Annotated in this window: 13 protein-coding genes; 2 read left to right on the top strand and 11 right to left on the bottom strand. The window is 44.0% G+C overall.

What is annotated here, in order from left to right; translation table 11 throughout:
• Window positions 1-39: 39 nt before the first annotated feature.
• The 4 genes from C0979_RS00545 to C0979_RS00530 form a co-directional block, all read right to left on the bottom strand.
• Window positions 40-1,044: a sensor histidine kinase gene (locus tag C0979_RS00545; RefSeq protein WP_306346026.1), complete on the bottom strand. Its 1,005-nt coding sequence runs from the start codon at window positions 1,042-1,044 to the stop codon at window positions 40-42.
• Window positions 1,045-1,059: 15 nt separating this feature from the next.
• Window positions 1,060-1,731, bottom strand: a complete 672-nt coding sequence (locus tag C0979_RS00540; RefSeq protein WP_101694129.1) for a response regulator transcription factor — start codon at window positions 1,729-1,731, stop codon at window positions 1,060-1,062.
• A 113-nt stretch (window positions 1,732-1,844) separates the two neighbouring features.
• Window positions 1,845-2,438: a cell wall hydrolase gene (locus tag C0979_RS00535; RefSeq protein ID WP_101694128.1), complete on the bottom strand. Its 594-nt coding sequence runs from the start codon at window positions 2,436-2,438 to the stop codon at window positions 1,845-1,847.
• A 163-nt stretch (window positions 2,439-2,601) separates the two neighbouring features.
• The gene (locus C0979_RS00530) at window positions 2,602-3,054 is read right to left on the bottom strand and encodes a prepilin peptidase (RefSeq protein ID WP_101694127.1); all 453 of its coding nucleotides are present in this window, start codon (window positions 3,052-3,054) and stop codon (window positions 2,602-2,604) included.
• Window positions 3,055-3,211: 157 nt separating this feature from the next.
• Here C0979_RS00530 and C0979_RS00525 point away from each other — a divergent pair, with 157 nt between their 5' ends.
• Window positions 3,212-4,471: a peptidoglycan-binding domain-containing protein gene (locus C0979_RS00525; RefSeq protein ID WP_101694126.1), complete on the top strand. Its 1,260-nt coding sequence runs from the start codon at window positions 3,212-3,214 to the stop codon at window positions 4,469-4,471.
• 67 nt (window positions 4,472-4,538) lie between these two features.
• On the opposite strand, the gene rseP is transcribed toward C0979_RS00525, so the two are convergent.
• From rseP to pyrH, 6 genes are all read right to left on the bottom strand, one after another.
• Window positions 4,539-5,570, bottom strand: coding sequence for an RIP metalloprotease RseP (gene rseP / locus C0979_RS00520; RefSeq protein ID WP_101694125.1), 1,032 nt, complete (start codon window positions 5,568-5,570; stop codon window positions 4,539-4,541).
• Between the two features lie 8 nt (window positions 5,571-5,578).
• Complete coding sequence (locus C0979_RS00515; RefSeq protein ID WP_101694124.1) at window positions 5,579-6,721, bottom strand: 1-deoxy-D-xylulose-5-phosphate reductoisomerase; 1,143 nt, start codon at window positions 6,719-6,721, stop codon at window positions 5,579-5,581.
• Window positions 6,722-6,786: 65 nt separating this feature from the next.
• A complete protein-coding gene (locus C0979_RS00510) occupies window positions 6,787-7,593 on the bottom strand; it encodes a phosphatidate cytidylyltransferase (protein WP_101694123.1) in 807 nt (268 codons plus the stop codon).
• The gene (locus C0979_RS00505; RefSeq protein WP_101694122.1) at window positions 7,586-8,302 is read right to left on the bottom strand and encodes an undecaprenyl pyrophosphate synthase; all 717 of its coding nucleotides are present in this window, start codon (window positions 8,300-8,302) and stop codon (window positions 7,586-7,588) included. Before C0979_RS00505 ends, C0979_RS00510 begins: the two co-directional genes overlap by 8 nt.
• Before the next feature lie 88 nt (window positions 8,303-8,390).
• Window positions 8,391-8,942, bottom strand: coding sequence for a ribosome recycling factor (frr, locus tag C0979_RS00500; protein WP_101694121.1), 552 nt, complete (start codon window positions 8,940-8,942; stop codon window positions 8,391-8,393).
• 20 nt (window positions 8,943-8,962) lie between these two features.
• Complete coding sequence (pyrH, locus tag C0979_RS00495) at window positions 8,963-9,658, bottom strand: UMP kinase (protein ID WP_101694120.1); 696 nt, start codon at window positions 9,656-9,658, stop codon at window positions 8,963-8,965.
• A 270-nt stretch (window positions 9,659-9,928) separates the two neighbouring features.
• On the opposite strand from pyrH, the gene C0979_RS00490 reads away from it, so the two are divergent.
• Window positions 9,929-11,230, top strand: a complete 1,302-nt coding sequence (locus C0979_RS00490; RefSeq protein ID WP_101694119.1) for an IS30 family transposase — start codon at window positions 9,929-9,931, stop codon at window positions 11,228-11,230.
• Window positions 11,231-11,511: 281 nt separating this feature from the next.
• Here C0979_RS00490 and C0979_RS00485 read toward each other — a convergent pair whose 3' ends face one another.
• A complete protein-coding gene (locus C0979_RS00485) occupies window positions 11,512-12,873 on the bottom strand; it encodes an MATE family efflux transporter (protein WP_101694118.1) in 1,362 nt (453 codons plus the stop codon).
• Window positions 12,874-12,891: the final 18 nt, after the last annotated feature.

Raw genomic sequence — 12,891 nt, 5'->3', positions numbered from 1 at the left:
GATTACATTTTCCCTCTGAAACCTAACAGTTTTGTCACATTACTCCATGCGGATCTTTTTTCGCTCCAAGCCCAGATATACCTTTGTACCTCGATCCACCTCTGATTCCAGTCGGATCTGATGATTCATCTTGGTTAGTACCGATTTACAAAGATAAAGGCCAATTCCAGTCGATTTTTTATCTGTTCTTCCATTGTATCCGGTAAATCCTTTCTCAAATACCCGTGGCAAATCCTCCGGCCAAATTCCGATTCCCGTATCTTCAATTACGAGATTTCCTCCTTCCATATAGATATGGATACTTCCTTTCTTCGTATACTTTAAGGCATTGGATAAGATTTGTTCGATCACAAACAAAAGCCATTTTTCATCCGTAATCACCTCTGTGTTCAGCAGCTCATAATCCAGCCGGATTTTCTTTAAGATAAACATCTGAGAATATTTCCGAACCGCCTGCTTTACAATCTCATCCAGCGAATATTGTTTAAACACCAAATCTGCTCCCATCTCCTCCATCCGAAGATAGGTTAATACCATTTCCACATACTGCTCGATCTTAAACAATTCCTGCCGCATCGCACGAATCTTTAATCCGCTTTCTGCCGTCTCCGGCTCTGACTGCAACAGTACGTGAAGCGCAGAAATCGGCGTTTTAATCTGATGTACCCACATCCCGTAATAGTCTTTCATCTCCTGTCTGGAAATACGGATAGAAGATTCCAATTCTGTCATCTCTTCTTCTAACCTTGTCACAATCTGCTGATACAATTCTTCAATCCGCCCATCTGCCTCTGGAAGACATGCTGGATTTACCAAAATCCGCTCTTTTGCTTCTTCCAGCTGACGCGCCCTCTTATAATAACGGCAAAAATCACTCCCACCAAAGCCCAACATCAAAACCAGAGCCAGCAAGAATGCATATCCGACCGCATCAAGCCGGATATCATACAGTGCAAACACCACCAAAAAAATTCCGGAAAACACCAGATACAACACTATGATTTTCATGCGTTCTTTTAGATATCTGATCCCTGTCCTCATCATTTCGTCTCCCACCTTCTAATCCAGCATATAACCAATTCCTTTTTTCGTCTTAATGAAGCCATCTGCTCCGATCTGTTCCAGCTTCTTACGAAGCCTTCCCACATTTACCGTCAAGGTATTATCATCAATAAATTCATCACTCTCCCAAAGCCTCGCAATGATCTGATCCCTGGAAATAATCTTTCCTGCATTTTCCAAAAGTATCTGCAGGATCTTGAACTCATTCTTGCTAAGTTCCTGCCTTTCTTCCTCATAAGCAACGACTGCATCATTCAGATTCAACAGCAGCCCTTTATGCTCCATAATCCCGACAGTGCCATGAAAGGAATAAGCTCTTCTTAAAATCGCCTGAACTTTGGCAGTCACCACATTAAGATCAAAAGGCTTCTCGATAAATTCATCGCCGCCCATATTCATCGCCATTACAATATTCATATTATCGTTGGCTGAAGACAAGAAGATAATCGGTACTTTGGATACCTTTCGGATCTCTTGACACCAATGAAACCCATTGAAATAAGGAAGTATCACATCCAAAAGGACAAGCTGAGGATCACACTCCAAAAACTTGTCCTTAACATTTTTAAAATCTTCCACATATACTGCGTCATACCCCCACTGCTGTAAATGAGACGCAAGCCCTTTTGCAATCACCATATCATCTTCTACAATCAGTATCTTATACATCCTTCTCACTCCAGTTATCCAGCCTGCTTTTTTACTCTCTACCATTTTAGCCAGATTTCATTATTTGCTATTGATTATAGCCGTTTTTCAAAAAAATGTCTAACTTTTTTCTCTTAGTGAAAATAATGGGCTCCGATCTGCATTCCATAACCTCCCTGATCAAAATAGAGACAATTGCCGATGGGATTTGCTCCGGCGAGGACATCCCTTGCCGCCTGCATGGCTGCCTCTGTATACCCGTCCGTACTTCTTACTTTATCCAGCCATCCAGTCGCCACCGGACCGAATTGTCCGCTTTGATAAACTACTTCCTCCACGGTATCCGGAAACGCACCGTCCCTGACCCGATTCATAATCACGGCACCTACCGCAACCTGCCCTTCATGGGACTGATTTCCAGCTTCACAGAAGATGATTGATGCCATTAGTTTCTCAAGCGAGATCCTCTCCTGTCTGGCAGCTTCCTCCGCTGCCTTCTTTGCCTCTTCTTCCCGAAATCGAATCTGCTCCAGTACTTCCTCACGTTTCGCCTGATACTGGCTCTGACACACCCTAGAAATTTGACCTGTCAAATTCTTAGGCAACGTCTCCAATGCATGAAGTTCTACCTTCATTTCCTCTTTTGCATAACTTGTATGTTTTGAATCTCCCATAACTGACAGTACACCAGCCACCAGCAAAGCTGCCAGTATATTCCTTTTTGTCATCAACAACAACCTCCTGAAATTTTGCAACACATGAATATTCTCTTAATAAAGTATATTCAAAAATTTCATTTTTATTACATTTGTTACAGAAGTATTACAAATTTCAAAAAAAGGAACCGAAGACAGTTTGCGCAAACACAAAACCACCTTCGGTTCCTTTTTCTTATCTTTTCCAAAACCATTGCCAGATCCAATCTCCGCAAAAAAATACCATTCCAAGCCCCAGGCAAAGCCAGGGACCAAATGCCAATTTCTCAGAAAGAGCCTTCTTCCCTCTCTTAAGAATCCGAATCACACATTCTCCTCCTGCCAGCAAAACTCCCAGGCAAAATGCCACCAGAACGCTTCGCCACCCAAGGAAAAAGCCTCCTGCTATCAAAAGCTTTACATCTCCGCCGCCAAACGTTCCCGGACGTGCCAAAAGAATCAACGCCAGAATCCCGCCGCCAAGGATCGCTCCCAATATGGATTCTGTAACTCTCCCCGTTCCTGTAATCAGGCGCCCGATACCAGCTACGACGATTAAGAGAATCATTTGATCCGGAATCCGCTTCCTGTTCCAGTCTGACACTGCCGCTAGAAACAGACCAAAAAGAAAGATCATGTTCCAAAGCATTTTCCATCTCCTCCCATCCACTGCGATGCCGATACTTTTCCTATATTATACATAAACTCTCTAAAAAAATACAAACGCTGTTTCTAAAATTTACGAAACGATAAAAGCCTGCCTGCATATCATAGTTGTAATAGAACTCTTATGAGGTAAACCATTTATGAGTGAACACAACACCACCGATATGCCGGATAAGGGACGTCTCCAAATCCAAGTCACCTCCGAGGTCACGGCACTGCCTATTTCGGATGCGGTAGTTCGAATCTCCTATACTGGAGTACCGGACAGTCAGCTGGAGGAACTGCGCACCGATTCCTCCGGACAGACAGAAACCATAGAGTTAGAAACTCCTCCACTGGAATACAGCCTTAATCCAGCCATTGAAAGCCAACCTTACTCGGAATACACCCTTCAGATCGACGCTCCCGGCTATGAACCAGTCAGCATTGCAGGCGCTGAACTTCTGCCTACAGTCACCGCCGTTCAGAACCTATCACTTCGCCCCTCTGACTCCGGACAGTCCTCTGAAGAAGTCTTTGTTATCCCCGCCCACACGCTGTACGGCGTCTATCCTCCAAAAATCCCGGAAGAAGAGATCAAACCGGTAAGTGAAACGGGCGAAATCGTTCTAAGCCGGGTGGTGGTACCGGAATACATCGTTGTCCATGACGGAAGTCCACGAGACACCACCGCCCGCAACTATTATGTAAAATATAAGGACTATATCAAAAACGTGGCTTCCAGCGAAATCTATGCTACCTGGCCTGAAGATACCATACGCGCAAACGTTCTCGCCATCATGTCATTTACGCTCAACAGAGTGTATACAGAATGGTACCGGAATAAGGGATATGACTTTACCATCACTTCTTCTACCGCATTCGATCACAAATGGATTCCGGAGCGAAACATCTATAATACGATCTCCGTCATTGTAGACGAACTCTTTGCCGACTTTCTTTCCCGTCCCAATGTGCGCCAGCCAATCCTGACTCAATATTGTGACGGGCGCCAAGTGCAGTGTCCCAACTGGATGACACAATGGGGCAGCAAGTCGCTGGGCGATCAAGGCTACTCCCCCATTCAGATCCTGCGCTATTATTACGGTGACGACTTATACATCAATACCGCAGAATCCATTTCCGGAATTCCTTCTTCCTGGCCCGGCTATAACCTGGAAAACGGAAGTACCGGTAACAAAGTCCGGCAGCTACAGGAACAGTTAAATGTAATCGCCGGCGCCTATCCCGCCATTCCCAAACTCACAGCCGACGGGATCTATGGACCTGCAACCACTGCTTCCGTCAAAAAATTTCAATCCGTATTTGGTCTTCCTGCAACCGGGATTACCGACTACCGAACCTGGTACAAAATTTCAGAAATCTACGTGGGCGTCTCACGAATCGCGGAACTAACCTAGAAAATCCCGGCAGTCCAAACCTTATCGGTTGCGGACTGCCGGGATTTTCTATTCTTTGATTCTCTTATTAAAAAAATACTCTTCGAATATCATTGTACAGCACAAATACCATCAAAAACATCAGAAGCACAATTCCAACGAGATGAACATACCCTTCCTTCTCCGGCGGAATCCTTTTTCCTCGAATTGCCTCAATCACCAGGAATACCAATCTTCCTCCGTCCAAAGCCGGAAGCGGCAACAAATTCATCACACCCAAATTGGCAGATAACAGTATTGCCAGGTTCAGCATCTGTGCAATCACGGCAAACAGGCCATAGGATTTGCTCTGCTGGTAAGTATCATCTACCACATCTACAATTCCCACCGGACCAGACAGCTGATCCATCCCTATCTCTCCTGTCACCAGCATCTTCAGACTTTCCATCGTCGTACAGATCCAGAACTTCACTTCATAAGCACCATACTGAAGAGCTGTCAGAAGATTTGCCTTTGTATTTCCCGAACTTCCAATTCCGAACTTTTTATATCCCAGTTCTTCATCCATCTTCGGTTCTAAGGTTACAACTTTCTCTTCCCCGTCATGCAGGTAGGTAATCTCTGTTGTCTCTCCCTGATGGAACTGATTATAATAGACCACTTCTCTAAAAACATTGATCTTCTTATCTCCCATCCGGACAATGGTATCTCCCACTTCCATGCCTGCTTCGGCAGCCGGAAATCCTTCTTCTACAGCTCCAATCGTCGGCTTGTCATATCCGACCATCAACATCAGAATCACTGCAAATAAAAATGCCAGGATAAAGTTAAACACCGGACCAGCCACAATCACAGACATCCTTGCCCACACCGACTTATTATTAAAATTATTCGGAGAATCCGTTGCTTCCTCATCTTCCCCCATCATACAGGAGCCGCCGATCGGAAACAGCTTAATACAATAAACCGTCCCTCTAAACTCCTTAGAAAACAGGATGGGTCCCATTCCGATTGCAAACTCTTCCACATCGATACCGTTCTTCTTTGCCAATGCAAAATGTCCCAGTTCGTGGAAAAAAACGATGAAACTAAATAATAAAATTGCTAATATAATACCCAAGTTGTAAGCTACCTCCTGCTGTTGATCCTTTCATACGTTGCTGCCTCAGTCTCTAGAATCTGCTCCAGTGTCGGATTCGCAATATTCTTATGTGCATGCATACAATCATCTATAATCTCTATAATCTCCAGATACTTAATCTCCCGTTTTAAAAACTGACTGACCGCCAATTCATTGGCTGCATTGAAAACAGTCGGAAGACTTCCGCCTGCCCGTCCTGCCTCATAGGCAAGCGCCAGACCATAAAACGTATCCATATCCGGCTTTTCAAAATCCAAATGTCCCAAACTCCAAAAATCAAGACGTTCTCCCGGAAGATACCGGCGTTTTGGATAATACAATGCATACTGGATCGGCAGTTTCATGTCTGGTGTTCCAAGTTCTGCCATAATCGCGCCGTCCACGTATTCCACCATAGAATGGATAATACTCTGTGGCTGCACTACTACCTGCACCTGATCCACGTCCACATTAAACAGCCATTTTGCCTCAATGACTTCCAAGCCTTTGTTGACCATCGTGGAGGAATCAATGGTAATCTTCTGTCCCATAGACCAATTTGGATGTTTCAATGCATCTTCCACTCGAATATTCAGAAGATCTTCTTCTCTTTTCCCTCGAAATGGCCCGCCGGAAGCCGTCAGTAGGATCTTGTGAATCGCTCCATGCTCATTTCCCTGTAAAGACTGAAAAATGGCGCTATGTTCACTGTCTACCGGCAGAATAGACACCTTCTTTTCTTTCGCCAGAGGCATAATAATATGTCCTGCCGTTACCAGTGTCTCCTTATTGGCCAGCGCAATGTCTTTCCCTGCCTTGATCGCTTCTATTGTCGGACGGATCCCAATCATACCGACGATCGCCGTCACTAAGATTTCCGTGCCCGGAAGAACGGATACCAAGATCAAGCCGTCCATGCCGGACACAACCTTCGTATCTGTATCCGCAATTTTTATTCTCAGCTCTGCAGCCTTCTCTTCTGACCAAACTGCCGCTAAAACCGGATGAAATTCTCTAATCTGCTGCTCTAGGAGTTCAATATTATTTCCCGCCGCAAGTCCAAGAACTTCAATATCTCCATTTTCTCTTACAACCTCCAAAGTCTGTGTACCTATCGACCCTGTAGATCCTAATATGGCTATTTTTTTCATAGATTTCCTCTCTTCAAATAGTATATGACCAATTCCTCTTTCTCATTATCAGTCTCGGAATATTCTTAAAGATTTCCGGCTAAAAATACCGACAGATAATAAATCACCGGCGCCGTAAAAATAACGCTGTCAAAACGATCCAGAATTCCTCCGTGCCCCGGAATCAATTTCCCATAGTCCTTGATATCATGGTTACGCTTAATTGCAGACGCAGCCAGATCACCCACCTGGGAAATCATGCCTCCTACAGCGCAGATTAATGCATAGTGAAGAACAGAAGCCTCTGCGCCTGCCCACTGATTCATGGCAAGTGCAAACAGCGCTCCTAAAAGAGCCGCTCCAAGAATTCCTCCGATTCCGCCTTCCACTGACTTCTTCGGGCTTAAACGCGGCGCCATTTTATGCTTGCCGATCAGCATTCCCACACAATAAGCACAAGTATCACAGCCCCAGGAACTTAAGAAAATCAGCCAGACTACGATCATCCCATCCGCCAGTTCTCTGGTCTGGTAAACATAAGAAAGCATCACTGCTACATAGAAAAAGCCAAAAAACACTGTCATAACCTGTTCTGATCGAAATTTTGGAAATGAGAATACATACACCGCCATTACCAGAATCAAAAATAAAATCGTTAACATGGTCATCGCTTCCATTTTCCCGGCAAACAGCATTCCATAATAAACTACCGTCGCCAGATATCCTGTCATTCCAAGCAGTTTATTATGTACATCCACCACTTTATACAGCTCTGACAAGCCGATCAAACTGATGATTCCAAGCACAGCAAAGAGTACATTTCCGCCATATCCCACTGTGGCAATTAACACAATCACCAATACAATCCCACTTAGTAACCTTGTCTTAAACATCTTCTTCCTCCTTCACCTTTCCGTACCGGCGGTCTCTTCTATTGTACTGTTCGATCGCCTTTAGCAGTTCTTCCTTTGAAAAATCCGGCCACGGAACATCGGTAAAATAGAACTCCGTATATGCCAGCTGCCACAACAGATAATTGGAAAGCCGAAGTTCTCCGCTGGTACGAATCAAAAGATCCGGATCCGGAATCCCATGCGTATCCAGATATCCCTCAAATACCTCTTCTTCTATTTCTTCCGGTGCAATCTTTCCCTCTTTGCAGTCTCTTGCCAGCGCCCGAATGGCTCTGATAATCTCATCCCGGCTTCCATAATTAATTGCAATCTGGAAATTCAGCCCTCCATTATTCTTCGTTGCTTCCTGCAATTCCAGAATTCGGGTCCGAATATCCTCATCCAGTCTGGATATATCCCCAATCACACGCACTTTCATATCGTTCTTGGCTGCTGTTTTCAGACAAGTCTTCATATAATTGCGAAGAAGCTTCATCAGAGCATCCACCTCTTCCTTAGGACGGCTCCAATTTTCTGTTGAAAACGCATATACCGTCAGGTATTTAATTCCCATGCGCCACGCTTCTTCACAGATTTTTTCCACATTCTTACTTCCCTGCACATGCCCGTAATTACGCGGCATTCCTTTGGCTTTCGCCCATCTTCCGTTTCCATCCAGAATAATTGCAACATGCTGCGGTATATTCATATGGTAATTCTCCTTCCATGAATGGGGACAGACCCAAGGTATCTCTTGTCTTTCGGTCTGTCCCCATCGTTTCTGCCGTATAAGTTTCCTATACAGTCATAACCTCTTTTGACTTTGTATCCACAGCTTTGTCTACTTCTTTGATGTATTTGTCAGTCACCTTCTGCAGCTGTTCTTCCAGATCTTTGATTTCGTCCTCTGAAACCTCTGATCCCTTTAATTTCTTAAATGCATCGTTTCCATCACGACGGATATTACGGATTGCAACTTTGGCTGCTTCTCCTTTTTTCTTAACATCCTTTACCAGTTCTTTTCTTCTTTCCTCTGTCAGTTCCGGGAAAATCAGGCGAATTGCAGAACCGTCGTTGGTTGGGTTAATACCAAGCTCAGATACCATGATTGCTTTTTCAATCACCTTTACCATGCTCTTTTCCCATGGCTGAATCTGGATCATACGAGGCTCCGGTACAGACACGTTCGCAACCTGCTGAATCGGTGTTGGCGTACCGTAATAATCTACCATAATCTTATCCAGTACGTGTGGATTCGCACGTCCTGCACGGATGGTTCCAAGTTCTCCGTCCAGGTTAACCATGGTTTTCTTCATTTTTTCTTCATAAACCTGTACTCTCTCGTTCATATTCTAATCTCCTCCCTTTATTACACAGTCACTTTCGTTCCTGTAAATGTTCCCATCATCGTCTCAACAATGCTGTTTTCTTCATTGAGTCCAAATACCAGCATCGGCATCTTATGTTCCAGACACATAATAGAAGCCGTAAGATCAACTGCCATCAGTTTCTTATCGATAATTTCCTGAATAGAAATCTCATCATACTTCTTTGCCTGCGGATTTACCTTCGGATCACTGTCATAGATTCCGTCAATCGCCTTTGCAAGAAGCATTGCATCCGCCTCAATTTCAATCGCTTTCAAAACAGCCCCTGTATCGGTAGAGAAATATGGGTGTCCTGTTCCTCCTGCAAAGAAAATTACCTTACCTTCGTTCAGTGCTTCCACTGCTGCATCCTTAGAAAACAGTGTCGTAAATGCACCACATACGAACGGTGTAAATACTTCCGTCTTCATTCCCGCATACCGGAAAATATCGGATACATAGATACAGTTCATCACGGTTGCCAGCATTCCAATCTGATCTGCCTTTACACGGTCAATCGTCTCACTGGTACGACCTCTCCAAAAGTTACCGCCGCCGGTTACGATCGCAACCTGAATTCCATCGTCCACCAACTTCTTCACCTGCTGAGCCACACCCATACAGGTAGCTTCATCAAATCCTGTCTTTTTATCCCCTGCGAGAGCCTCACCGCTGAGTTTTAACAATACTCTTTTCATAAGTTCTTCGTGCTCCTTATTTTCTCTTCTCTTTATGCTTTCACATACGTGTGGTTATTATAACACAACTAGCAATGAAAAAAAAGTAAAACTAGGCTGATCCCTGTACTTCTTTTGTAGGAACTCACTTGCAAAGTTAAATTCCACCCCTCTGTGGAATTTAATCCTGCAAAAATCTACACTTCAAAGATGGAATTTAATTCTTCCTATTTTTCCTTTATAATTCTTCACACAAACATGGTGCTTCCTCCCAGCGGTAAGGAGACCATTATGAATAAACAAAAACATTTAAACCTGGAAGCAAGAATCCTCATTGAAACTTTACTCAACGAACACCATAGTTTTAAGTCCATTTCCAGAGAACTCGGCAAAGACTGCACTACAATTTCAAAAGAAGTTAAAGCTCATATTTATTTTGAGAAAACAGGGGCTTTAGGCAGATCTTTCAACGACTGCCGTGCTGCCTTCCTCCATCAGTGTTTTCTCCAGAAACTTTGTCTGCGTTGCTCCTACTCGAATAACAAGCTTTGCTGGACATGTGGCAAGTGTACTTCTTCCTGCATCGCTTATGAAAAATATATTTGCCCGAAACTTTCCAAGCCTCCTTATGTCTGCAATGGCTGTCAGCAGCGCTCTCGGTGCTCTCTGAAAAAACGTCTTTACAAGGCATCTTATGCACAGAAAGAATACGAACAGGTCAGAAGTGAATCCCGTTCCGGCTTTGCTCTTTCCGAAACGGAACTAAAACAGCTCGACGATGTGGTGTCTCCTCTCCTCAAAAATGGGCAGTCCCTGCACCATATCTCTGTTCATCATGCTGATAAACTCATGAAATCTGAAAGAACTCTATATACCTATATAAACAGCGGACTCTTTCACGCCAGAGCTATTGATATGCCTCGTACTGTACACATGCGCCCCAGAAAAAATGTTTCCAAAACACTCAACGTAGACAAGTCCCGTCGTATTGGTCGTGATTTCCGGTGTTTTGAAAATTTCTTGGCGGAGCATCCGGATGCTGCTGTCCGACAGCTTGACTCTGTAGAAGGTACTAAAGGCGGTGCTGTCCTTCTCACCATACATTTTGTTGAGCAGGGGCTGCAGCTTGCCTTTCGCCGCCAACGTAATGATTCCCAATCTGTCATTGACATTTTCAACCGTCTCTATCTTGAATTAAGAACCGATGTTTTCATTGAACTCTTCCCGGTTCTCCTTGCAGACAATGGCAGTGAATTTTCAAATCCTTCCGCAATCGAACTGGATGCACAGGGAAAACGTAGAACAACTATGTTCTACTGCAACGCCAGCGCCTCTTACCAGAAAGGGAGCTGTGAAAACAACCACGAAATGATCCGGAGAATCCTTCCAAAAGGAACCGATCTGGGACAATACTTGCAGGAGCAGATTGATCTTATGATGAGTCACATTAACTCCTACTCCAGGAAAAAACTCGGCAACAAAAGTCCTTATGAAGTTTTCGAGTTTCAATACGGCAAAAAAATTTTAGATACATTTCATCTGCGGAAAATTCCTGCTGATGAAATCATCCTTAGTCCTGAATTATTAAAGTAAACAAAATCTAATAAAAAGCTGGGCAGGAATTTAATGCAGCCATCATCGCAGAACATCCCCTGAGGTGGAATTTACCCCTTCCAAAAAAATACACGTAAATTCGACTTCCGCTCGGCATGCAATAAAATACCCAAAACCACAGCTTTTACTTGTATTTTAACTCTGATTCTGGGTATTTCATATATAAAATCTCATTTTTTCTGTATTGGGGTAGAATTTATCTTTTCAAAGTGGATTTTAATCTTGCAAAGCGGAATTTACTTTTTCAATTCACCTACAAACTAGGCTGATCCCTGTACTTCTTTTGGCTTTCTTCGTTTCTCCTGCTGCTTCATAATCCACAGATACATCACGATCAAAAGTCCTCCTGCCAGCACCCAGGCCACCGGACTTGCCATACAAATCCCGGCATAGCTTCCGACCCTGGATGCAAGAAGCGCCGCACTGCTTCTTCCAATCAGCTCTGCAATTCCTGCTGTCATCGGTAAAAATCCATATCCCATTCCCTGGATTCCATTTCGGTATACATTAACAAACACCAATGGAATAAAGGAAATTCCGACACACTTCAAATAGATATCCACATAATTTGTAATTACACCTACATTTTCCGACACAAACAATCCAGTCATATATTTCCCTGCAAAGAATACCACTGCTCCCGTCACCACTGCGTAGATAATTCCGATTCCATTTCCACTTCGGAATCCCTTGCGAATACGATCCAATTCTCCCGCTCCCATATTCTGAGCACAATAGGTTGCCATCGTTGTTCCCAGCGCCACGTAAGCCTGATTGAACAACTGCTCAATCTTATTTGCCGCAGAGAACCCGGCTACCGCTACCGATCCCAGAATATTAAGAGATGTCTGTACTACAATCGTTCCAATTGCTGTAATGGAGTATTGAAACGCCATAGGAAATCCAATCTTCATCTGCCACCTGGCCAGATCCCAATTCACCCTCCAGTCTTCCTTATGTAGATGAAGCTTTGGAACCTTCCTTACAATATACACCAGACACAAAAGCCCTGATACTCCCTGTGAAATCACAGTTGCGTAAGCAGCTCCCGGTGCTCCCATCTGGAAGGCAATAATAAACACAAGATCCAGCACAATATTCAAAAGCGCTGCCAGTATCAGAAAGTACAGCGGCCGTTTACTGTCTCCTAACGCCCGCAGAATACTGGCAAGCAGATTATAAAGTACCTGCGCTGCAATTCCTCCGCATATTACCATAATATATCCATACGCCTGGTCATACATATCTGAAGGCGTATTCATCCAATGAAGGATGTGACGCATCATCGCCATACTTATGACCGTCATCATCACCGACATCACTGCTGATAAAACCGCTGCCGATGCCACCGATTGGCGCATTGCCTTCTCATTTCCGGCACCATAATGCTGCGCGGTTACCACCGTAAATCCTGCCGTCAATCCCATTAAAAATCCAAGAATCAAAAACATCAGAGTACCGCAGGATCCAACCGCCGCCAATGCGGAATTTCCGACAAACTTTCCGACAATAATGGTATCCGCCATATTATAAATCTGCTGAAACATATTTCCGACAAAAATCGGAATGGTAAAGTTCAAAATAATCTTTCCGGGATTTCCCCTCGTCATATCTCGTTCCATCGCTCGCCTCTTTTCTCT

It is taken from the genome of Dorea phocaeensis, from assembly GCF_900240315.1.
In the GTDB taxonomy this organism is placed as follows: Bacteria; Bacillota; Clostridia; order Lachnospirales; family Lachnospiraceae; genus Dorea_B; species Dorea_B phocaeensis.
This window is presented reverse-complemented; position numbering and strand designations above follow the sequence as displayed.